General features: G+C 64.8%; 22 protein-coding genes and 1 tRNA gene. 7 read left to right on the forward strand and 16 right to left on the reverse strand.

All coding sequences use genetic code 11. The annotated features are described in order from the left end of the window. Window positions 1-2 precede the first annotated feature (2 nt). Both EO094_RS10075 and EO094_RS10080 read right to left on the reverse strand, forming a co-directional pair. Window positions 3-1,094 carry a FecCD family ABC transporter permease gene (locus EO094_RS10075; RefSeq protein WP_128292177.1) on the reverse strand — a complete coding sequence of 364 codons (1,092 nt, stop codon included), beginning with the start codon at window positions 1,092-1,094 and terminating at the stop codon, window positions 3-5. 14 nt (window positions 1,095-1,108) lie between these two features. Continuing rightward, window positions 1,109-1,981 (reverse strand): heme/hemin ABC transporter substrate-binding protein, encoded by an 873-nt coding sequence (locus tag EO094_RS10080; RefSeq protein ID WP_128293273.1) that lies wholly within the window; start codon window positions 1,979-1,981, stop codon window positions 1,109-1,111. Between the two features lie 279 nt (window positions 1,982-2,260). On the opposite strand from EO094_RS10080, the gene EO094_RS10085 reads away from it, so the two are divergent. Together EO094_RS10085 and hutW are read left to right on the forward strand one after the other, a co-directional pair. Further along, window positions 2,261-4,453, forward strand: a complete 2,193-nt coding sequence (locus tag EO094_RS10085; RefSeq protein ID WP_128292178.1) for a TonB-dependent hemoglobin/transferrin/lactoferrin family receptor — start codon at window positions 2,261-2,263, stop codon at window positions 4,451-4,453. A gap of 112 nt (window positions 4,454-4,565) precedes the next feature. Then, the gene (hutW, locus tag EO094_RS10090; protein ID WP_128292179.1) at window positions 4,566-5,948 is read left to right on the forward strand and encodes a heme anaerobic degradation radical SAM methyltransferase ChuW/HutW; all 1,383 of its coding nucleotides are present in this window, start codon (window positions 4,566-4,568) and stop codon (window positions 5,946-5,948) included. A 30-nt stretch (window positions 5,949-5,978) separates the two neighbouring features. On the opposite strand, the gene EO094_RS10095 is transcribed toward hutW, so the two are convergent. Continuing rightward, a complete protein-coding gene (locus EO094_RS10095; protein WP_128292180.1) occupies window positions 5,979-7,352 on the reverse strand; it encodes a glutamine synthetase family protein in 1,374 nt (457 codons plus the stop codon). Window positions 7,353-7,563: 211 nt separating this feature from the next. Here EO094_RS10095 and ybaK point away from each other — a divergent pair, with 211 nt between their 5' ends. Further along, a complete protein-coding gene (gene ybaK / locus EO094_RS10100) occupies window positions 7,564-8,037 on the forward strand; it encodes a Cys-tRNA(Pro) deacylase (RefSeq protein ID WP_128292181.1) in 474 nt (157 codons plus the stop codon). A gap of 87 nt (window positions 8,038-8,124) precedes the next feature. Further along, on the forward strand, window positions 8,125-9,543 hold the full coding sequence (locus EO094_RS10105) for a DUF763 domain-containing protein (RefSeq protein WP_128292182.1): 1,419 nt from the start codon (window positions 8,125-8,127) through the stop codon (window positions 9,541-9,543). 25 nt (window positions 9,544-9,568) lie between these two features. Here the strand turns inward: EO094_RS10105 and EO094_RS10110 are convergent, their stop codons facing one another. From EO094_RS10110 to EO094_RS10120, 3 genes are read right to left on the reverse strand one after another with little or no spacing between them, the layout of a single operon-like run. Then, window positions 9,569-10,723 carry a radical SAM protein gene (locus EO094_RS10110; RefSeq protein ID WP_164879620.1) on the reverse strand — a complete coding sequence of 385 codons (1,155 nt, stop codon included), beginning with the start codon at window positions 10,721-10,723 and terminating at the stop codon, window positions 9,569-9,571. Window positions 10,724-10,727: 4 nt separating this feature from the next. Beyond that, a complete protein-coding gene (locus EO094_RS18960) occupies window positions 10,728-10,982 on the reverse strand; it encodes a hypothetical protein (RefSeq protein WP_128292184.1) in 255 nt (84 codons plus the stop codon). 8 nt (window positions 10,983-10,990) lie between these two features. Then, on the reverse strand, window positions 10,991-11,230 hold the full coding sequence (locus tag EO094_RS10120; protein ID WP_128292185.1) for a hypothetical protein: 240 nt from the start codon (window positions 11,228-11,230) through the stop codon (window positions 10,991-10,993). Window positions 11,231-11,608: 378 nt separating this feature from the next. Here EO094_RS10120 and EO094_RS10125 point away from each other — a divergent pair, with 378 nt between their 5' ends. Continuing rightward, window positions 11,609-11,956, forward strand: a complete 348-nt coding sequence (locus EO094_RS10125; protein WP_128293276.1) for an ArsC family reductase — start codon at window positions 11,609-11,611, stop codon at window positions 11,954-11,956. Between the two features lie 21 nt (window positions 11,957-11,977). Here the strand turns inward: EO094_RS10125 and EO094_RS10130 are convergent, their stop codons facing one another. Both EO094_RS10130 and EO094_RS10135 read right to left on the reverse strand, forming a co-directional pair. After that, a complete protein-coding gene (locus tag EO094_RS10130) occupies window positions 11,978-12,652 on the reverse strand; it encodes a hypothetical protein (RefSeq protein ID WP_128292186.1) in 675 nt (224 codons plus the stop codon). Between the two features lie 919 nt (window positions 12,653-13,571). Beyond that, window positions 13,572-13,647: transfer RNA gene (locus EO094_RS10135), tRNA-Phe, on the reverse strand. A gap of 219 nt (window positions 13,648-13,866) precedes the next feature. Here EO094_RS10135 and EO094_RS10140 point away from each other — a divergent pair. Together EO094_RS10140 and EO094_RS10145 are read left to right on the forward strand one after the other, a co-directional pair. Next, a complete protein-coding gene (locus tag EO094_RS10140; RefSeq protein WP_128292187.1) occupies window positions 13,867-14,103 on the forward strand; it encodes a hypothetical protein in 237 nt (78 codons plus the stop codon). 326 nt (window positions 14,104-14,429) lie between these two features. After that, the gene (locus EO094_RS10145; protein ID WP_128292188.1) at window positions 14,430-14,873 is read left to right on the forward strand and encodes a hypothetical protein; all 444 of its coding nucleotides are present in this window, start codon (window positions 14,430-14,432) and stop codon (window positions 14,871-14,873) included. Window positions 14,874-14,943: 70 nt separating this feature from the next. Here the strand turns inward: EO094_RS10145 and yacG are convergent, their stop codons facing one another. From yacG to murA, 8 genes are all read right to left on the reverse strand, one after another. Beyond that, window positions 14,944-15,144, reverse strand: coding sequence for a DNA gyrase inhibitor YacG (yacG, locus tag EO094_RS10150; RefSeq protein ID WP_128292189.1), 201 nt, complete (start codon window positions 15,142-15,144; stop codon window positions 14,944-14,946). After that, window positions 15,141-15,779: a Maf-like protein gene (locus tag EO094_RS10155; protein WP_128292190.1), complete on the reverse strand. Its 639-nt coding sequence runs from the start codon at window positions 15,777-15,779 to the stop codon at window positions 15,141-15,143. The genes yacG and EO094_RS10155 overlap by 4 nt, the downstream gene beginning before the upstream one ends. A gap of 55 nt (window positions 15,780-15,834) precedes the next feature. Further along, complete coding sequence (gene infA, locus EO094_RS10160) at window positions 15,835-16,053, reverse strand: translation initiation factor IF-1 (RefSeq protein ID WP_028482718.1); 219 nt, start codon at window positions 16,051-16,053, stop codon at window positions 15,835-15,837. An 87-nt stretch (window positions 16,054-16,140) separates the two neighbouring features. Next, window positions 16,141-16,599 carry an arsenate-mycothiol transferase ArsC gene (locus tag EO094_RS10165; RefSeq protein WP_261213995.1) on the reverse strand — a complete coding sequence of 153 codons (459 nt, stop codon included), beginning with the start codon at window positions 16,597-16,599 and terminating at the stop codon, window positions 16,141-16,143. After that, window positions 16,596-17,075, reverse strand: a complete 480-nt coding sequence (locus EO094_RS10170; protein WP_128292192.1) for a UPF0262 family protein — start codon at window positions 17,073-17,075, stop codon at window positions 16,596-16,598. The genes EO094_RS10165 and EO094_RS10170 overlap by 4 nt, the downstream gene beginning before the upstream one ends. A 12-nt stretch (window positions 17,076-17,087) precedes the next feature. Beyond that, window positions 17,088-18,380 carry a histidinol dehydrogenase gene (gene hisD / locus EO094_RS10175; RefSeq protein WP_128292193.1) on the reverse strand — a complete coding sequence of 431 codons (1,293 nt, stop codon included), beginning with the start codon at window positions 18,378-18,380 and terminating at the stop codon, window positions 17,088-17,090. Window positions 18,381-18,399: 19 nt separating this feature from the next. Beyond that, complete coding sequence (locus EO094_RS10180; RefSeq protein ID WP_128292194.1) at window positions 18,400-18,852, reverse strand: DUF2948 family protein; 453 nt, start codon at window positions 18,850-18,852, stop codon at window positions 18,400-18,402. Between the two features lie 174 nt (window positions 18,853-19,026). Next, window positions 19,027-20,316, reverse strand: a complete 1,290-nt coding sequence (murA, locus tag EO094_RS10185; protein WP_128292195.1) for a UDP-N-acetylglucosamine 1-carboxyvinyltransferase — start codon at window positions 20,314-20,316, stop codon at window positions 19,027-19,029. Window positions 20,317-20,318: the final 2 nt, after the last annotated feature.

A 20,318-nucleotide genomic window follows, 5' to 3' on the forward strand; every position in this document is an offset into this window, starting at 1 on the left:
CCTCACAGATCGAGCACGCCGCGCCGGCGCAGCAGGATCCACAGGAAGAAGGGTGCGCCGACCGCGGCGGTGACGATGCCGATCGGGAATTCGGCCGGGGCGACGATGGTGCGGCTGATCGCGTCGGCGAGAAGCAGCATGACGGCGCCGAGAAGCGCCGAGGCCGGCAGCAGGTAGCGGTTGTCCGGGCCGATCAGAAGCCGCAGGAGATGCGGCACGACGATGCCGACGAAGCCGATGCCGCCGGAGACGGCGACGGAGGCGCCGGTTGCGGCCGAGACCGTGACGATGGCGATGAGTTTCATGCGCTGCACGGGAATGCCGAGATGATGGGCCGCCGCCTCGCCGAGCGCCATGGCGTTGAGCGAGCGGGCGAGAAACGGTGCGGCAAGAAGGGCCGCGACGATGATCGGACCGGCGGCGGCGATCTTGACCCAGCTGGCGCCGGCAAGCGAGCCGAGCCCCCAGAAGGTGAGGTCGCGCAGCTGCGCGTCATTGGCGAGAAAGACGAGGATGCCGGAGACGGCACCGGCGAGCGCCCCGAGCGCGATACCGGCCAGGAGCATGGTGGCGATCGAGGTCTGCCCGCGGCGCGTCGCCACCTGATAGAGGATCCAGGTAGTGAGGAGCCCGCCGAAGAAGGCCGCAAACGGCAGCGCGTAGATGCCGAGAGGCGCAATCACCGGAGCGAGCGCGCCCGAGCCGAGAACGATGATGATGATCGCTCCGAGACCGGCCCCGGCAGAGACCCCGACGAGGCCCGGATCGGCGAGAGGATTGCGGAAAAGCCCCTGCATGACGGCGCCGGAGACGGCGAGCGACGCGCCGACGAGGCTGCCGAGCACGGCGCGGGGCAGGCGGATATCGCCGATGATGAGCCGGTCGCGCGCCGAGACCTCGCCGCCGCCGAAGACGAGATCGCGCAGGAGCGGCAGGGGGGAGACGTCGGAGGCGCCGGCCGTCAGGCTGAAGAGGAAGGTGGCGAGGAGAAGAAGCGCCAGAAGAACGATCGTCGCCCTCGCCACGAAGGAGCGGTCCCCGACGGGCAGCGACCGGCGCTTCGCCGCCGCCGGCAGAAGGATGTCGAGCGTCATGGGGGGGGGCGCCCTCAGTTGGAGGCCGGCGCGCCGTAGAGCGCCTGGTGCAGCTTGCGGGCGGCGGACGCCGCGCGCGGACCGAAGCCGAGAAGATAAAGCCCGTCCATGCGGATGAGGTTTTTCGCCGCGCCCGCCGGTGTCGCGGCGAGGGCCGGATTGGCGAAGACCTGATCGGTGCCGATGCCGTGGCTTGCACCCTGCGCCATCATCAGGACCGCATCCGGCGCCGCATCGAGGACGGCCTCTTCGGACAGCGCCTTGTAGCCCTCGTAGCCTGAGATGGCGTTTTCGCCGCCGGAAAGCCGGATCATCGCATCGGCGGCCGTGCCGGTGCCGGCGGCGAGGAGCTTTCCGCCCTGCATGGAGAGGAGGAACAGGACGCGCTTGGGTGAGGAAATGCCGGCAGTCTCCTTTTCAAGCGCATCGAACTCGCCGCCGACCTCATCGGAAAGCGCCTGAGCCTGTTCTTCGGCGCCGAGCGCTTTCCCCACCTCACGGATCTTGGCGAGCACGCTGTCGCGGTCATAGCCCTCGTCGATGGTGACGAAGGGCACACCGGATTCCTTCAAGACGTGCACGGCGTCGGGCGGGCCGCTGCCTTCGATGGCGAGGATGCCGCCCGGATTGACGGAGAGGACGCCCTCCGGGGCGAGCTGGCGCATATAGCCGACATCGGGGAGGGCTTTGGCCGCCTCCGGATAGGTGCTGGTCGTGTCACGGGCGACGAGCCTGTCCTCCTCGCCGAGCGCATAGACGATCTCGGTGATCGATCCGCCGATGGCGACGAGCGAGGCGTTGGGAGCGAAGGTCGCCTGCGCCTGTGCGCCCGCCGTCTCCTCTGCTGCGGCCGGGGCGGCAAAGAGGGCGAAGCCGAGAAGCGCCATGGCAAGCGCGCGGGCTTTGACGCGTCCCGCCTTCAGCCCGCGTGCGTCCCGACCTGGCGATCCGTATCTTGGCGATCCGCACCTTGCCGATCCGGTCCCTGTCCTGTCCGTCATGGCCGTCCTCAATCCGTTCGATGTCGTCGGTTCGATGTTGGGGGGCATCCTAACTTCCTTGCCAAAGAATGTTGACAAAAAAAATCAGACTTTCTACGCAGCTCATATATGACGTGAAAAGTCAGGTTTTAACGCGGGCGTCAGCGACCGCAAGAGGAGTAGGGCATGGGCTGGGGCAGGCGTGAGGACGAGGGCGGAAGGCGCGGCTGGGGTTATCGGCCGAAATGGCATGGCGCATTGCTGGCCAGTGCCGCGTCGCTGGCGCTGTCCGCTCCGGGCTTTGCGCAGGAGGCGGCGGTCGCAGAGCGTGACGCGTCCGAGGCTGCGCAGGAGTTGCATCCGACGGTGACGACGCTCGACGAGATCACCGTCATCAGCCGCACCGGCGAAAGCGCCATCGAGACCATGGCATCGGTGAGCCGGCTCGGCCAGGAAGAGCTCGATCGCAAGATGGCGACGACGCCGCTCGAAATGCTGCAGGGCGTGCCGGGTGTTGCCGTTCAGGCCGATTCGAGCCGCCTGAGCTCCTCCGTCAACATTCGCGGTCTTCAGGATTTCGGCCGCGTCGCCGTCATCGTCGATGGGGCGCGCCAGGATTTCCAGCGCTCAGGACACGGCACGCAGAGCACCTTTTGGATCGACCCGATGCTGGTGAAGCAGGTCGATGTCATCCGCGGCCCCGTCGCCAACACCTATGGCTCCGGCGCCATCGGTGGCGTCGTCATGTTCGAGACCAAGGATGCGCGCGATTTTCTGAAGGAATGGGAGCGATACGCCATTTCCTTCACCGGCCAGTACGAGACGAACGGCAATGGCTGGACGATGAGCGGGACGGGGGCCGCCCGCATCAACGACAATATCGACGTTCTCGGCAATCTCGTCTGGCGCGACTATTCCGAATATGACGACGGCCATGGCGACGAGGTGTCGGGCACCGGCTTCGACGTCTTGAGCGGCATGCTGAAGACGAGCATCCGTCCGAACGATTACAGCGAGCTGCGCCTCGGCTGGATCGGCACCGACGACGGCTGGGAGGAACGATCCGGCGCCTCCGATCTCGATCTGACGCAGAACACGCTGACGGCGCGCTACGCGCTCGACGATCCGGACAATCCCTGGATCGACCTCCACATCAACGGCTCCTGGAACCAGGCGAAGCTCGACCAGGAATATCTGACGGATGTGCGCCAGTTCGATCCCGTGACGGGCGAGGTGATCAACGTTCCGGCGGGCTCCAAGACCACCTACGATCTCGACACCTATGGGATCGATCTGTGGAACACGTCGCGCTTCGACACCGGCGCGCTCACGCACGAGCTCACCTATGGCGGCGACTGGCTGAAAGACGAGGTGACGACATCGAGCCCGCTCGGCGGCAGCGATGTCTATACGCCCTCCGGCGATCGCAAGGTGTGGGGCGCCTATGTCCAGGACAAGCTCACCTGGCACTGGTTCGAGGTCATCGGCGCCCTGCGCTACGACAGCTATGAACTCGACGGTACGGATGTCGACAGCGACGGCGACCGGCTATCGCCGCGGCTGACCGTCGGCGTCTCGCCCTTCGAAGGGCCGGTCCTCGGCGGGCTGCAGGTCTACGGCACCTACGCGGAAGGCTACCGCTCGCCGACGACGACAGAGACCCTGATCAGCGGCCTGCATCCCTCAGGCGTCGCCTTTCCTTTCCTGCCCAATGCCGATCTGCGTCCGGAGACCGGCAAGACCTGGGAATTCGGCGTCAATTACCAGCGCGATTCGCTCTTCGTCGCCGACGATCGGCTGCGTTTGAAGGCGGCTTATTTCAACAACGACGTCGACGATTTCATCGACGGGCAGACGCTGTCGGCCTTCGATCCGACGAGCGGCTGTCCGCTGCGGCCGGATTTGTTGGGCAGCCCGACCTATGCGCCGATCTGCTTCCAGTATCAGAACTTCGCCGAGGCGCGGCTGCACGGCTTCGAGCTCGAAGCCGCCTACGATGCCGGCTGGATTTTCGGCGGCCTGACGGCCTCCATCATCGACGGCTGGCGCAAGGCGGACGGGGTCAAGGAGGATATCGTCTCCATTCCGGCGTCGCAGCTCGGCGGCTCGCTCGGCTTTCGCCTGCTCGAACAGCGCCTCAGCTTCGGCGGCGAGGTGGAGCACAACATCGCCCCGGACGGGGCGGAATACGCCAAGGATTACACGCTCGTGAACGCTTTTGCGCGCTACGACGTGAACGAGAATTTCCGCGCCAGCCTGCGCGCGGAGAACCTTTTCGATGTGCGCTACGCCAATCCGCTCAACGCGACCACGACGTCGGTCGTCTACGAGCCCGGCTTGAGCGTGAAGCTCGGCGCCACATTGCGTTTCGGTGGCTGACTCGGACGGCCAGCCGCCGGACAGAGGAGGCCCGCGGGGACGGTGAGGCTCATCCCCGCGGGCCTTCCGCAGCCGCTTTCAGCGGCCGCAAAGATGAGAATTGGGGGCAGAGATGGAGAGCGTTCAGATCACGGCGCCGGCCGCGCGGCGCATGCAGGAATTCTTCGCCGCCGAAGACGGCACACCGCTGCGCAACGCCTTTGGTGCAAAGCGCGTGGTGCATCCCTCCTTCGGCGCGCAGATGGTGCCGGAGGAGAGCCGGGAGGCGACGTGGCGGGAGCTCACCCGCCGGCCGCGCGCCCGCAACGGCGTCGCCTATCTGCACGTACCGTTTTGCGAAAACCACTGCCTGTTCTGCGGCTTCTATCAGAACGCCTGGAGACCGGAGGCCGGCCGCGCTTATGTCGACGCGCTGATCGCGCATCTGAAACGCGATGCCGATCTGCCCTATCAGGCGGAAGGCGCGCTCGACGCCGTCTATTTCGGCGGCGGCACGCCGACGGTGCTGTCAGCGCCCGATCTTTCCCGGCTCATCACGGCGGTGCGTCAATATCTGCCGCTCGCGCCCGATTGCGAGATCACGGTGGAGGGCCGGCCGCGCAGCTTCGATGACGACAAGATCGCGGCGATTTTCGATGCGGGCGCCAACCGCGTTTCGCTGGGTGTCCAGACCTTCGACACGCGCCTTCGCCGCTCGCTCGGCCGGCGTGCCTCACGCGAAGAGCTGATCGCGTTTCTCGACCGGCTGGTGAAGGCCGATGGCGGCGCGATCGTCGTCGATCTCATCTACGGCCTGCCCGGCCAGACGCTCGAGGCCTTTCGCAACGACGTGGAGACGGCAATCGCGATCGGTCTCGATGGGGCGGATGTCTATTCGTTGAAGCTCATCCCGCATGCGCCGCTACGGGCCGCGATCGACAAAGGCAAGTTCCCGCCGATGGACCGCGCCGAATTCGGCCTCTTTTATGCCGAAGCGAGTGAGGTGTTTGAACGGGCGGGCTGGCATTCGATTTCCACGACGCATTGGCGGCAAGGCGAACGCGAGCGCAACATCTACAACCACGCCGTCAAATCGGGGGCGGAATGCCTCGCGTTCGGCGCGGGGGCCGGCGGCTCTCTCGGCGGCTATTCCTATGGCATCGGCGATGACCTGCGCGCCTATCAGGAGGCGATCTCCGCGGGCCATTGCGTCGTCGGCCGGCTGACGCGGCAGCCGGAGAACCACGACCTCTTCAGCCTGATCAAGAGCGAGATGGAGCTCGGGCGGCTCAACGTCGCCTGGCTGTCGGCGCAGCTCGAACGCCGCGCCGGGCTTGAAGGCGATGTCGTGCTCGCGCCCCTCTTCGCCCAATGGCAGCGGGCGGGGCTGGTCGAGGCGGACAAGAGCCGGCTCCGCCTGACGCTCGCCGGCCGCTTCTGGCAGGTGACGCTGACGCAGAACCTGTTGGAATGGCTTCAGGCGCAATTGTGCAAGGCCGAGACGGCGGGCGGATGACGCGCCGGCCGCCGCAAGGCCGGCACGCCCTCAGGCGCGCTCGAAACCGCGGCGGCGGTCGAAATCCGTGACGATGCGGTCGGCCTCGTGCTGCTCCCAGCGCGCGCAATGGAGGTAATGCGCGATCACCTCCTCGCCAAAAGCTTCGCGCAGCATCGAAGACCCTTCGAGCGCGGTGATCGCTTCGCGCAGCGTCTTCGGAACGTCGCGGTCCGCGCGGTCGTCGGCGCTGTAGGCGTCGCCCAGAAACACCTCTTCGAGCGGCCTGTTCTTTTCGATGCCGTCGATCCCGGCGGCGATCAGGGCCGCGAAGGCGAGGTGAGGATTGAGATCTGCCCCGCCGATCCGGCATTCGATGCGGATCGCCTTGCCGTTTTCGCCGCACAGACGGTAGCCGGCCGTGCGGTTGTCGAGCGACCACAAGACCCGCGTCGGCGCGAACGTGCCGGCCGTGAAGCGCTTGTAGGAATTGACGTAAGGCGCGAGGAAATAGGTGATCTCGCGGCTATGGGCGAGGAGGCCCGCCACATAGGCGCGCATCGTCTTCGACATGCCGTGTTCGCCATCCGGGTCAAAGAAGACCGGCTCGCCCGACAAACTCGTCAGCGATTGATGGATATGAGAGGAATTGCCGGCATGGTCGGTGTCCCATTTCGCCATGAAGGTGATGGCACGGCCCTTCTGCCAGGCGATCTCCTTGACCGCGTTCTTGATGATGGCGTGGCGGTCGGCCATCGTCAGCGCGTCTGAATAGCGGACGTTGATTTCGCCCTGGCCGGCATCCGCCTCGCCCTTGGTCGCTTCCACCGGCACGTCGGTTCCGGCGAGCCCGTTGCGGATGGCGCGCATGACATCTTCCTCTTTGGAGCTCTGGAAGATGTTGTAGTCGCCGTTATAGGCGCTGAAGGTGTTGAGCTTCTGGAAGGCGGACGCTTCCGCCTCTTCATAGCTCTCCCGGAACATGAAGAATTCGAGCTCCGAGGCGGTCATGGCGCGAAGGCCCATCGCTTCCAGACGCTTCAGCTGTTTCTTCAAAAGCGCGCGCGGCGAATGCGGCACCTCCTCCAAGGTTTGCGGATCGAGGACGTCGCAGATGACGAGCGCCGTCGCTTCGAGCCAGGGGACCCGCCTCAGCGTCGCGAGATCCGGCCTCATGACGTAATCGCCGTAGCCGGTCACCCAGTTCACCGACCGGTAGCCCTCGACGGTGGTCATTTCGAGATCGGTCGCCTGCAGGTAGCTGCAGGAGCGGCTCTCCTTCCATGCGTGGTCGAGGAAGAAATCGACATGAAAGCGCTTGCCCATGAGGCGCCCCTGCATGTCGATCTGCGCGGACAAGACCGTATCGATCTCCCCGGCCGCAGCAAGGGCCCTCAATTCCTCCAAAGTGAGCCTGCCGCTCATGCCGGTTTCCTCTGTGTTATCTGTGCCGTGGCAGGAATCTCCCGCCGCACGGGCCTGAAAGCATCGCCTGTGTGCCCCGCGGGACGATTGACGATGCCGCGGACCACGCCCTATCCACCAGCCAGCCGCCTCCCGCAAGCCTTGCAGGCACGTCCCTTCGTAGGGCCTTTGCGGTGCTGGCCGGGCCGCACGAAGGAGGTAGAGAAGACGCATGTCCAAAACCACCCAGGCGACGCTGGCTCTGAAGCGGGCGGGCGTCGCTTTCGCCGTGCATCTTTACGAGTACCATCCCGACGCGGCCCGCATCGGCCTGCAGGCGGCCGAGGCGATCGGTGCAGCGCCTGAGCGCGTCCTGAAGACGCTGATGGTGGAGGTCGATGGCAAGCCCGTCTGCACCGTCATTCCCTCCGACCACGAGCTCAGCATGAAGAAGGTCGCGGCGGCCTTCGGCGGCAAGCATGCGGAGATGATGAAGCCGGAGGCGGCGGAGCGGCTGACCGGCTTCCATGTCGGCGGCATCAGCCCCTTCGGCCAGAAGCGCAAGGTGCCGGCCGCGATCGAAGAGGCGGCGATGGCGCATGAACAGGTCATCATCAATGGCGGCCAGCGCGGCGTCATGGTGGAGCTTGCCCCCGCCGATGCGCTCAAAGCCCTCGGCGCCAAGGCGGCGGCGCTGATTGCCTGACCGCGTTCCGGTTGCGGGATGAGGCGGTAGGCAGGCCGCGTCCCGCATGCTAGATAAGTTCCTCTTTCGTTCCTGACGGAGCCTTTGATGGTCCGACGCGCCGGCAGTGCCGATCTGCCGCTTCACAATGGCCGTGTCCCGGCCTGGCTCGGGCAGAGGATGACGGCGCTCGGCACTGTGATGACGGAAGCGATCGTCCACCATTACGGCCGCGACGAGTTTCTGCGCCGGCTTTCCCATCCCTTCTGGTTTCAGTCCTTCGGCGCCGTCATGGGGATGGACTGGCATTCTTCCGGCATCACCACCTCCGTCATCGGCGCCTTGAAGCGGGGGCTCGCGCCGCTTTCGGGCGAGCTCGGGCTGCATGTCTGCGGCGGGCGCGGCCGGCATTCGCGCAAGACGCCCGACGAACTCGTGGCGATCGGCGGGCGTGTCGGCTTCGACGGGACGGCGCTTTCGCGCGGGAGCCGTCTCGTCGCCAAGGTCGACAGCGCCGCGCTGCAGGACGGGTTCGACCTCTATCTGCACGGTTTCATCGTCACCGACGACGGCAAATGGGTGGTGATCCAGCAGGGGATGAACGGCGAGACGCGACTTGCCCGGCGCTATCACTGGCTGTCGGAAGACCTGACGAGTTTCGTCGATGCGCCGCATGCGGCGATCGAAGGCCGCAATCAGGGCAGAATCGTCAATCTCGCCGACCACCGCGCGGCCGCCTCGCGCGAGCGCCAGATCGATCTTCTGCGCGATGTCGGCGTCACCGGCATCGTCCGCGAATTTGCCGCCCTCGATGGCAGGCCCGAGCCTGCGGCGGCCGAGGAAGAAGCGCCGCTTCTGCCGCATCTCATAATGCCCGCGCACCACGATGTGCGCCCGAAAGACGTGGTGAGCCGGCGGCTCCATGGGGCGCTCGCCGCCGCCGCCGAATGCGGGCCGCAGGATTTTTCCGAGCTGCTTCTGACGCCGGGCGTCGGCGCCCGCACGGTGCGCTCGCTCGCCATGGTGGCGGAGGTGGTGCATGGCGCGCCCTGCCGCTTCACCGATCCCGCCCGCTTCTCGCTCGCCCATGGCGGCAAGGACCGGCATCCCTTTCCGGTGCCCACAAAAGTCTATGACGAGACGATCCGCGTCATGCGGCGGGCCGTCGATCGGGCAAAGCTCGGCCAGGACGACAAGCTCGACGCCATCAAACGCCTCGACCGCGAGGCAAGGCGGCTCGAAACCGTGGCGGACGGCCCGACGCTTGCCGAATATACCGGCGAAGAAATGCGCCATTCGGCAGCCTATGGCGGGCGCAGCGTCTTCGGCTGGGAGAGCGAGGTGCAGGCGGCGGCACGGGCGCTGGAGAAGCCCAAGGCGGCAAAGAGTGACGGCGCTCAGGCGGCCAAGCCCGTGCGTGCCAGGAAACCGGCGCCTCCGGCGGACGATCTCTTTGCGGACGATCTTTTCTCCGCTGATTTTTTTACAGCCGTTCCGGGCCGGGGCGGCTCAAAGCGCTCCGCCTGATCTGGCGGACGTCCGCTCCGCCAGATCAGATCGTTGGCAGCGGCAGTTTTTCCTGGACGAGAGCGATGCCCTTGATGAGTCGGCCGAGGGCGGAGAGTTCTGCAGGATCAGCCGCCTCGTCGATCTCGCCGTTGGCGAGTTGCCGGATGGCCGCCCGGTTGCGGTTATATTGCAGCCGCGCGGTGGCGTGAAACTGCAGGCGGATGAAGTCGCAGTGATAGCCGACGCGCTTGTCCTCGTCGCCGGTGACCTCCCAATTGTAGGCATGGCAGGTCGGACAGACGGCGACCACGGGACAGGCGTTGCAATCGGTGACGGCCTCGCCGAAGCCTTCGCGCGCGTGCCGCTCGGCCGCGTGGTTGGAGGCGTAAGGCGTGAAGCGATGGCAGGGATATTCGACGCCGTCGACATCGACAGCGAGCATGTAGCGCCCAGTGCCGCACCATTTGCGGTTTTCACCGGCGGCGAGACCCGGAAGCGCGGCGATGCCGAGATCGACGAAGCGCGGCGGAGATAGCTCCGGATGGCGGGTGAAATAGGCGACGAGCTCGTCGAGCTGGTGGGAGAAGGTCGCAAGCTTTGTCCGCCGCTCCTCTCCCTCTCCCCACACGTTTTCGAAGACGACATTGGCCTCCACCAGGAGTCCCATTTCGAGGATTTCGATAATTCCGGCCGCCACCTCGTCGATCATGTCGGCCCCGATCGTCATCTTCACCGGCTGGTCCGGCCAGTTCTCGCGCAGGAAGGGGACGTGGCGCACCACGTCGTCGTAGGATTCCCAGCGGTTGAAATCATGCGCACGCTTGGTGCCGTCGAGACTGGTGCTGACGGTGAGGCAGCCGCGATGATGCGCAAGCCACGCCTTCTTGTCCTCGTCGAGCAGGGTCAGGTTGGTGCCGACATTGAAGTGATGGCGTTTCGGCCAGGGCCGGGAATGGACGAAATCGACGACCTCGCGAATGAGCTCGAAGCGCAAAAGCGGCTCGCCGCCGAAGAAATCAATGAGGAGCCCGTCGAAGCCATCATCGAGGGTGAGATATTTTTCGACCTTGGCCAGCGCCGTCGCGACCGGCATATCGCGGTTGCGCTTCACCTGCTCGAAGCAATAGCGGCATTTGAGATTGCAGCGCTCCGTCGTGACGAGCTGGAGCGTGCGCGTGTCGAGATCGGCTTCTTTCATGGCGTCACGAGCCGAGCATGGTGCACACGGTCGAGCAGATCGCGTTGCAGGACCCTTTGCAGCCGCCCTTGCAACTTCCCGCGCAATCGCCGGCGCAAGACCCCTTGCAGGAGCCGCTACAGCCATCACACGCCTTCCTATCCTCTAAGGACGTCTCCGAAAGCTCCGCGAGCTTGCTGCCGAGTAGCTGTTCAAGCATTCGGCTCGCCTGACGCAATTCTTCAAGTTCGGCCTCGGAAATTTCGATATTTGATTGCATTGCCCGCCTCACGCATTCGAGACCGTAGTATCGCAGCCGGACGAGCAGCTGCTCGTGCAAGAATCGGCGCAGTCACCCGAACAGCTCCCCTGGCAGGAACTGATGCAGTCGCTGCTGCAATCGTGACACTGCTTAGCGTCCGCCGTTTCCACGGTGTCGCTACGACCGATGAACTGACCGCCGAGGATAAGATCGAGCGTCGCCTTGGCCCGCACGAGCTCGTAGATCTCGCGTTCGCTGAGTTTCATGCCGCGGCCTCTGCATATTGCTCTCTGGAGTATCGTCGTGCTTTCATATTAACGCGATTTCAGAATATATGCTTGTGGCTTATAGGCGCAGTAGTAGAGTAGAAATAATAATATTCTTAAAAGAACGGCAGCGAAAAATGTATGCGAATAAATAGTTTGGCGGCATCTCGGCTGTTTTGGTCTAGATTCAAACGTTTCAAATGAAGCTGCTGCGGCAGGAGGGACGACCGTCGCGTGAGGGGGCGCTATTCCAAAATACTGCCGGAAAAATGGTTCGGCCTGGTCCTTCGAGCCTCTGGGCCCTGGTCGCGGCCTCGGGTCAGGGCTTTCGTTGCCTGCTGCATGCGCTATCAAAGGCGCAGGCAAGTGGAGAGGACGATTTTGACCACGATCTACGGCATCAAGAACTGCACGACGATGAAGAAGGCGCGCGCCTGGCTCGACGAGCATCAGGTGGATTACACCTTCCACGATTACAAGACGGCGGGGATCGACGTGCCGCGGCTTCAGGGCTGGGCGGATGCGGCCGGTTGGGAGAAGCTCCTGAACCGCGCCGGCACGACGTTTCGCAAGCTGCCGGACGAGAAGAAGGCGGATCTCGACCGCGACAAGGCGATCGCGCTGATGCTGGAGCAGCCCTCGATGATCAAACGCCCGGTTCTGGAGGCGCCGACAGGGCTTCTCGTCGGCTTCAAGCCCGAGGAATATGAAAAAGCGCTCGGGTGAGGCGCGAGCGCATTTGGGCGCTCATCCCTGCGGATGTGGGTGTGATTGCGGAGCGCCCCGCGTCTCGGCCGCTTGAAATCCCGTGAGATCAGGGCGGGCAGGGACACTCGCCGATTGCGTATACCGGAGCACCCAGACGCCGAAGCAGAGCGCGTAGAGATAGGCCGCGAATTCGAGCATTTCCTCCACCCCTTCGTGGTGGAAGTCCTCGCCGGCTTCGCCGATGAACAGCAGGAGCGCAGCGATGCCGAGCGGCCAGAAGGCGAGGAACCAGCGCGGCCTGATCATCTCCGCGATGTCATCGCGCCGCCAGAAGAGGCCGATGAATGCGACGGCGGCGCCGCCGCTGAAGAGGACGGCCTTCCACGATCTTTCGATGCACGCGCCGCCATCAAAAGTGTGGCTTTCGCAGGCGGGCATTTCGCGAACGATGGCGCAGGCGAGCAGATAGGCGATCGGGATGCACCACGTGCCGATCGGCCCGGGCGAGCGCATGGCACGGATGAGGAAGAGCGCCGCGGCGAGGGCCACGAAAACGGCTTGCGGCCATTCCACAGGGCCGTTTTCGGCAAACCAGGCTGCGGCATGAGACGTCTGGGTTTCGACGAACCAGCCGATTGCGATGCCGATCACCGACAAAGCGACGCCGAAGCCGAGCCAGCGCGGAACAGAAGGATATGTTTGGGAGGGAATCATGGGACTGCGAATGTCTCATGACGGTCCGATGACAGAGTGTCAATCAAGCTGAACGGTCGCTGCGGATCGGCGTTAAGATCCTGAGCGGGTGGGGTGAGCATAGAGACGCTGCTTGCAGCGCCCACAGAGCTTCTCGTCGGCTCAAGTCGGAGGAATACGAAAAGCGCTCAGGAGCGAAATGGGGGGGCTATGAGTGCCGAGGCGGAGCGCTCTCTGCAGCTTGCCTCGATCGGATCGCAATCCGAGGATTTCACGACGAAATCTATCTGTTCAAAGGTCGTTTGAAGAAGGCGCTGGAGACCGCGCTCGCGGCGCTTCAGGCCAAACGTTTCGAGCGCCTTACCTGGGAGAGGGCTATGGCGATGACGGACAGGGCCGCCCCGATACGCCTGGCTGGTGGCATTGGACGGACAACGCGGCTGCGCTTCTTTTCCTCAAAACGCGTCTCGCCGAAGATCATGGTCGTCGCGAGATCCACCTGTGTTCGAGGCCTCTGGCCGATGTGTCATCGGGGACGTTTTGCAGTTTTGACCGGGTTGTTTTGTTGAGGTTTAGTCAATCCGACAGTTGCACAGCCTAGGTCATTTGGATGCGACGGCAATGAGTAAATTTCTGCAATTTTTTATGTATTACTTGATAATAATCGTCATTGGGGTCGTTATAGAATTAAACCTACTATTCGGCCATTGGGTTAACATGGCAATAGTAGCCGTATGTGGCTTCGCGGCGGGCGGGGGTATTGCTTGGCTTCTCCGTGCGGAAGAGTGAACCATAGAGCGCGAATTTGAGCGGTTGCGCAGTCTCAACGCGGATGCGGACCGGATCCGGCAGCCAGCCAGACATGCGATTCGTGCAGCTCACGCTACAGACATCCAGGGTCGTCTCTAGGCGAACAGTCGCGGAAAGTTCTTCGGGAGAATGGTGCCCAGGGGCGGATTCGAACCACCGACACGCGGATTTTCAGTCCGCTGCTCTACCAACTGAGCTACCTGGGCATGGCCGGCGAGGCGAAGAGCCTCCGGCGGCTTGGGCGATCAGCCCGAAGCGATCGGCCTTATAGGAGACGTCGCCGCCGCTGTCCAGCCGTCTGGCGCGTTAAGGCGTGGATCGTTGCCGCCTTGCCATCCGCACGTTTGGGCTCGTGCTGCATCACCTACCCTTAAAGCTAATTTTACGCCGCCGCCTCCAAGGAAAAGGCGGGGGGCAGCGAAGCGATGGGCGATCTCGCAAAGCCGAAAGACATGGGCGCCGAGGGGGGCGAGAGCGCCGATCCGACCGCGCCCGGCCGGAAAGGGACGGTGGCCGAGGCACGGAGGCTGAAAAGCCTCGTCGTCGCTCTGCCGGGTGTCGACCTCGGCACGGTCATCGAGACCGTCGCGCTTTTGCGGTCGCTCGACGGCCAGCCGGGCCTTGATCCCTTCAATCGGCGGCCGGAGCGGGCCCAGAGCTGAGCCGCGCGACCCGCGCCTCTTTTGCGGTCCGCAACGAAATTTGCGGCGATCCCCACAGAAAAATCGGGTTCACGGGGAAATTCGTCACACCCTGTGATCTTCTGCGGGTTCCCTCCGAGGGGGCGAGCGCGAGCGCCAGGGCCGAACGAGACCGTGCGCCTTTTCAACGAACTGCCCTTTGTTTCAGATCGCTTCTAAGAGTTGCCTGCCGCGTCCGCAGTCGCCGCTCGCGTAAGGTCGCAGACCGCTCGCTTCGCAGATGGAGTTGAAATCACCGCCGAAGCCCCGCATAACCTTAACGAATACTTGAGCGGAAGGCCGGGGCAATGGCGGCGCACCTATTCGCTGTACCAAAAGAAGTTGAAGATACAGAGCCCTCTGTCTTCAGCGTCACGGCCGACGCCTTCTCCGTGAAGGTGACCGCGGATGGCGATGCGTTCTTCTTCGTCCGTCTTGAAAAGACTGGCCGCGGCGAGGTGGTGGTCTCAGACTTCGTGGGGGGATCGCAGGCGGAAGAGGATTTGATCCTCGCGCTCGATTACGCGCTCCGCGATTTGCGCGCCGGCGAACTGGAGCGGCTGATTTTCCGCGATCTCGTGCCCTGCGGCATGGAGGACGGGCGTTTCGGCTACAAGCTGGAGCGGGCAAGCGAGCTTGCCAAACGCGCCAGCGATCGCCTCGCGATGCGGTACGGCTGTACCGTCCGCTCATTCGCAGTCGAGCCGCGCGCCGGCAAGATGGACGCACATGTAGGCTTTGCCGCCGCCTGAGCGACGCGGCCGGCACGTTAATCCGAAATCCGAAAGAGCCTGATATCAGGCCTGAGGCGACACCTCGGCCTCAATCCTCGTCGTCGCTGCCGCCCGGTTCCCGAACGGCCTCGCCCGGAATGCGGTAGGCGCCGCCGAGCCAGCGGTTGAGATCCACCTCGCGACAGCGGGTCGAGCAGAAGGGCGCGTCTTCGGCGCTCGCCGGCTTGCCGCAGATCGGGCAGCGTTCGACGGCAGGGCCGCGACGAGGCCGCGTCGGGCGTGCGCTCATGCCGCAGGCTCCGTCCAGCGTTCGTAGACGTCGAAATGCTCGCCGGCGAGAAGGTTCATGGTTTCAAACAGCGGCAGCCCGACGACATTGGAATAAGAGCCGATGAGTTTCACGACGAAAGCCCCGGCACGGCCCTGGATGGCATAGCCGCCGGCTTTCCCCTGCCATTCGCCCGAGGCGAGATAGATCTCGATCTCGCTGCGCGACAGACGTTTGAAGCGCACGCGGCTTTCCACGAGCTTCTGCCGCGTCGCGCCCTTCGGCGTCAGAAGACAGATCGCCGTATAGACGCGATGCGCCCGGCCCGACAGGAGCCTGAGGCAGGCTGCGGCTTCGTCCGTCACTTCCGGCTTCGGCAGAATCCGCCGACCGACCGCCACCACCGTGTCGGCGGCGAGCACATAGGCGCCTTCGAGCGCCGGATCGCGTCTGGCGGCCCGGGCTGCCACCTCCGCCTTGGTGCGGGCGAGCCGCCGCGCCATCGAGCGCGGCAATTCCTTGCGCTCCGGCGTTTCCTCGATGCCGGCGGGCAGAAGGCGATCGGGGATGATGCCGATCTGGTCCAACAGCGCCAGGCGTCGCGGCGAGCCGGAGGCGAGCACAAGGGGGGCGGGGGGTTGCTTGTGGCGGTTCATTGGCCGTGGCGGCTTAAATCCTGCGCGCGGAGGCCCAAAGGCCGTCCGCAGCGGGCTATTTGTAGCGGTATGTGATGCGCCCCTTGGTCAGATCGTAGGGCGTCATCTCGACAAGCACCTTGTCACCGGCGAGCACGCGAATGCGGTTTTTGCGCATACGCCCGGCGGTGTGGGCAATAATCTCGTGGTCGTTTTCCAGCTTCACTCGGAAGGTGGCGTTGGGCAAAAGCTCAGTGACGACACCGGGAAATTCCAAAACCTCTTCTTTGGCCATCAATCACCTTGGGTTAGATTGGCGAGGATACGTACCCCAAACGTTTCAGCGTGTGAACCGGTTCTTAAGGGGTCGAGGCCGCTTTCGTCAGCCCTTTCGGGGCTGAACCAGCCTCTGCTCGATGTTTCGGGCAAGCCTGTCCCGCAGTTCGCGGTAGGCGGTGAGGATCTGTTCGCGGCTGCCGGTCGCCTGTGTCGGATCGGGCGTCGGCCAGTATTCGACGTCGATCGCGAGCGTGCGCGTCAGCTCCAGGGCCTGGTGATGCGCTTCCGGCGACAGCGTGATGGCAAGATCGAAATTGAGATCTTCCAGCTCCGCCAGGCTTTTCGGCCGCGACTGGCTGAGCGCCAGCCCCTTTTCGGCGAGAACGGCATCCACGAAAGGATCGCGCCTTCCGGGCATGACCCCGGCAGACGCGACATAGATATGGGGTCCGAGGGCCTCGCGTGCCAGGGTCTCCGCGATCGGCGAGCGCACCGCATTGCGTCCGCACAGAAAAAGGATCGAAGCCGGCTGTGTCGACGCCTGCGCCGCCACCGGGGTCAGCCCCGCCAGTGCAGCACGCAGACCAGCGTGAACAGGCGGCGTGCCGTGTCGAAATCGACCTCGATCTTGCCTTTCAGGCGCTCCTGAAGGAGGCGGGAGCCTTCGTCATGCACCCCGCGACGGCCCATATCGATCGCCTCGATGCGCCGCGGCGAGCCGCTCTTGATGGCGTCGTAATAGCTTTCGCAGATGACGAAATAGTCTTTGACGATCTTGCGGAACGGCGACAGCGACAGAATGTGCGTCATCACCTCCGTGTCGTCTTCCTTGCGGATGTCGAAGATGAGGCGCCGTTCGGCGATCGCAAGATTGAGCTTGTAGGGGCCTTCCTCCTTGCCGACGGGGGCGAACGAATTCTCGTCGATCAGATCGAAGATGGCGACGGCGCGCTCATGCTCGATATCGGGCGGGCCACGCCCGATCGATTCATCCAGATGGACAGCGACGAGCCGGTTCTTCTGCCCCGCATTCGCCATCACCCCGCCGCCTCACCGATTCATGCGGATGGTGAGGGCGCGCGCATGCGCCTCCAGACCCTCCGCACGCGCCAGCGCGATCGCAGCCGGGCCGAGATCGGAAAGCGCCGAAGGCGGGCAGGAGAGGATGGAGCTGCGCTTCATGAAATCGAGCACCGACAGGCCCGAGGAGAAGCGCGCCGAGCGCCCGGTCGGCAGGACGTGGTTGGAACCGCCGACATAATCGCCGATCACTTCCGGCGTGAAGCGCCCGAGGAAGATCGCGCCGGCATGGCGGATCTTCGGCAGAAGCCGCTCCGGATCCTCGATGGCGATCTCCAGATGCTCCGCCGCGATGCGGTCGGCGAGCTCTGCCGCTTCGTCGAAATGTTTGACCGTGATGACGGCGCCGAAATCGCGCCAGCTCGCCTCGGCGATCTCGCGGCGCGGCAGGAGTGCTGCCTGGCGATCGACTTCCCGGGCGACGGCTTCGCCGAAGGCCTGATCGTCCGTGACGAGGATCGACTGCGCCACCTTGTCGTGCTCGGCCTGCGACAAAAGGTCGGCGGCGAGCCAGGCCGGATCGTTTTCGGCGTCGGCGATGACGAGAATTTCAGACGGCCCGGCGATCATGTCGATGCCGACCGTGCCGAAGACGCGCCGCTTGGCGGCGGCCACATAGGCATTGCCGGGGCCGACGATGATGGAGACGGGCTTGATCGTCTCCGTGCCGTAGGCAAGCGCGGCGATCGCCTGCGCCCCGCCGACGCGGTAGATTTCATCGACGCCGGCAAGCTCGGCCGCGACGAGAACGAGCGGGTTGAAGACGCCGTCGGGCGTCGGCACCGTCATGGCGAGCCGTTCGACGCCGGCGACCTTCGCCGGCACCGCGTTCATGATCACCGAGCTCGGATAGGCGGCGGTGCCGCCGGGCACGTAGAGGCCGGCGGAATCGACCGCCGTCCAGCGCGTGCCGAGCGTGACCCCGAGCGCATCTTCGTGGCGCGTATCCTCCGGCATCAGCCGCTCCTGGCCGGCCTTGAGCCGGTCGCGGGCGAGCGTCAGCGCCTCGAGCACGTCTTTCGGGCAATCCTCGACCGCGCGCTCGATCTCCTCGCGGCCAATGGCGGTGCCGCGGGCCTCGAGATCGACCTTGTCGAAGCGCGCCGTGAGTTCGGCGAGCGCTTCGTCGCCGCGGGCGCGCACATCGGCGATGATGTCGCGCACGGCCTCGTCGACCTCCGCGGCCATCTCGCGCTTGGTGGCGAGAAACGCGGCGAAGCGCGTCTCGAAATCGTCATCCGTCGTGGAAAGTCTGAGCGCCATGGATCAAGCCCCGCGATCTTCAGGATGTCATGTGACGCGGCTGGCGCGGCGTCGACCAGGCGGGGCCAAGATCGGCAAGCCGCGCTTCGCAGCATTCGACCTTGAGCTTGATGGCCGCATCGCCGGCAAAGACGAGGGTCACCTCGCCGGCCGGGGCCGCGGTCGGAGCGAATTGCACGGCAAGCAGCGACAGAACGCGTTCGCCATCGTTGCGATCGATGCCGAAGCTTTTCGCCTCTTCCACGCGCTCGAAATGCAGGACGGCGCGCCGCCGTTCGAAGACGCGCGAAAGGGCCCGCCGCTCGGGCGCCGCCTCCCAGGCAAACCGGTTCATCGGGAGGAGGAGGCGCTTTTCCTGCGGCAGCCATTTGATGTCGCCGACCTTCACCACCGCATCCTGAACATACGCGGAGATGATCTGCAGATCTTCCTCGTCCATTGCCATGAGACGCAGACGACCGCTCGAAGCCATGAACCCCTTCCCGATCTGACCTTATTGGCCGCTTCCGTTGTGGCCGCACCGATCTTAGCGAAGCCGCAGGCTCACGCCTGCCGCTCCGCCATCGCGATGGCGGCCCAAAATCTCCCTTTTAGGCTCTAGGGCCTCACCGCGGTGAGGGCAAGGCGCGAACCGGTCCAGGATGCCTCAGGCGCGGACGCGCTCGATCTCGGCGCCGCAGGCGGAGAGCTTCTCTTCGAGGAGCTCAAAGCCGCGGTCGAGATGGTAGACGCGGTTGACCGTCGTCTCGCCTTCCGCCGCAAGACCGCCGATGACGAGCGACACGGAGGCGCGCAGATCCGTCGCCATGACCTGTGCCCCCGTCAGCTTCTCCACGCCGCGGATGGTCGCCGTCTGCCCGTCGAGACGGATATCGGCCCCAAGACGCGACAATTCCTGCACATGCATGAAGCGATTTTCGAAGATCGTCTCGGTGATGTGGGAGGTGCCTTCCGCCCGCGCCATCAAAGCCATCAACTGCGCCTGAAGGTCGGTCGGGAAGCCGGGGAAGGGCTGGGTGGTGACTTCGACGGCCTTGAGCGGGCCGCCATTGCGCGCCACGCGGATGCCTTCGTTGGTCTCCGCGATCTCGATACCGGCGTCGACGAGCGTGTCGAGCGCGGCACGCAGGAGATCGGGACGCGCGCCGGTCAAGGTGACCTCGCCGCCGGTCGCCGCCACCGCCATCGCGTAGGTGCCGGTTTCGATGCGGTCGGGAAGCACGGAATGCTCCGCCGCGGAGAGCGACGGCACGCCCTCGATGTGGATTTCGCGGGTGCCGGCGCCTTCGATCTGAGCGCCCATCTTCATGAGGCATTCGGCGACATCGACGACTTCCGGCTCGCGCGCGGCGTTTTCGATGACGGTTTCGCCCTTGGCGAGGGCGGCCGCCATCATCACCGTATGCGTCGCGCCGACCGAGACGCGCGGAAAGATCACGCGTCCGCCGACGAGACCCTTCGGCGCACGCGCCTCCACATAGCCGCCTTCGACGGACAGCTCCGCACCGAGCGCCTGAAGCCCATGCAGATAGAAATCGACCGGGCGCGTGCCGATGGCGCAGCCGCCCGGCAGCGACACGCGCGCTTCGCCCATGCGGGCCAAGAGGGGGCCGATCACCCAGAACGAGGCGCGCATGCGCGACACGAGTTCATAGGGCGCCGTCGTATCGACGATCTCGCGGGCGGAAAGCTCCACCGTCTCGCCGGCCACGACCTCGTGCGTGGAGCGTTTGCCGCGCACCGTGTGATCGACGCCGTGATTGCCGAGAATGCGCTTCAGCAGGGACACGTCGGCGAGATTCGGCACATTCTTGAGCGTCAGCGTCTCCCGGGAGAGGAGGCTTGCGATCATCAAGGGCAGGGTGGCGTTTTTGGCGCCTGAAATCGGGATCGTCCCGTTCAGGCGATTGCCGCCACGAATGCGAATACAATCCATCA

This window comes from Afifella aestuarii (genome assembly GCF_004023665.1).
Lineage (GTDB): Bacteria > Pseudomonadota > Alphaproteobacteria > Rhizobiales > Afifellaceae > Afifella > Afifella aestuarii.

Coding starts and splice junctions, on each gene's coding strand:
- EO094_RS10075 (WP_128292177.1), bottom strand. CDS start 1,094: ATGACGCTCGACATCCTTCTGCCGGCGGCGGCGAAGCGCCGGTCGCTG.
- EO094_RS10080 (WP_128293273.1), bottom strand. CDS start 1,981: ATGGCGCTTCTCGGCTTCGCCCTCTTTGCCGCCCCGGCCGCAGCAGAG.
- EO094_RS10085 (WP_128292178.1), top strand. CDS start 2,261: ATGGGCTGGGGCAGGCGTGAGGACGAGGGCGGAAGGCGCGGCTGGGGT.
- hutW (WP_128292179.1), top strand. CDS start 4,566: ATGGAGAGCGTTCAGATCACGGCGCCGGCCGCGCGGCGCATGCAGGAA.
- EO094_RS10095 (WP_128292180.1), bottom strand. CDS start 7,352: ATGAGCGGCAGGCTCACTTTGGAGGAATTGAGGGCCCTTGCTGCGGCC.
- ybaK (WP_128292181.1), top strand. CDS start 7,564: ATGTCCAAAACCACCCAGGCGACGCTGGCTCTGAAGCGGGCGGGCGTC.
- EO094_RS10105 (WP_128292182.1), top strand. CDS start 8,125: ATGGTCCGACGCGCCGGCAGTGCCGATCTGCCGCTTCACAATGGCCGT.
- EO094_RS10110 (WP_164879620.1), bottom strand. CDS start 10,723: ATGAAAGAAGCCGATCTCGACACGCGCACGCTCCAGCTCGTCACGACG.
- EO094_RS18960 (WP_128292184.1), bottom strand. CDS start 10,982: ATGCAATCAAATATCGAAATTTCCGAGGCCGAACTTGAAGAATTGCGT.
- EO094_RS10120 (WP_128292185.1), bottom strand. CDS start 11,230: ATGAAACTCAGCGAACGCGAGATCTACGAGCTCGTGCGGGCCAAGGCG.
- EO094_RS10130 (WP_128292186.1), bottom strand. CDS start 12,652: ATGATTCCCTCCCAAACATATCCTTCTGTTCCGCGCTGGCTCGGCTTC.
- EO094_RS10140 (WP_128292187.1), top strand. CDS start 13,867: ATGGGCGATCTCGCAAAGCCGAAAGACATGGGCGCCGAGGGGGGCGAG.
- EO094_RS10145 (WP_128292188.1), top strand. CDS start 14,430: ATGGCGGCGCACCTATTCGCTGTACCAAAAGAAGTTGAAGATACAGAG.
- yacG (WP_128292189.1), bottom strand. CDS start 15,144: ATGAGCGCACGCCCGACGCGGCCTCGTCGCGGCCCTGCCGTCGAACGC.
- EO094_RS10155 (WP_128292190.1), bottom strand. CDS start 15,779: ATGAACCGCCACAAGCAACCCCCCGCCCCCCTTGTGCTCGCCTCCGGC.
- infA (WP_028482718.1), bottom strand. CDS start 16,053: ATGGCCAAAGAAGAGGTTTTGGAATTTCCCGGTGTCGTCACTGAGCTT.
- EO094_RS10170 (WP_128292192.1), bottom strand. CDS start 17,075: ATGGCGAATGCGGGGCAGAAGAACCGGCTCGTCGCTGTCCATCTGGAT.
- hisD (WP_128292193.1), bottom strand. CDS start 18,380: ATGGCGCTCAGACTTTCCACGACGGATGACGATTTCGAGACGCGCTTC.
- EO094_RS10180 (WP_128292194.1), bottom strand. CDS start 18,852: ATGGCTTCGAGCGGTCGTCTGCGTCTCATGGCAATGGACGAGGAAGAT.
- murA (WP_128292195.1), bottom strand. CDS start 20,316: ATGGATTGTATTCGCATTCGTGGCGGCAATCGCCTGAACGGGACGATC.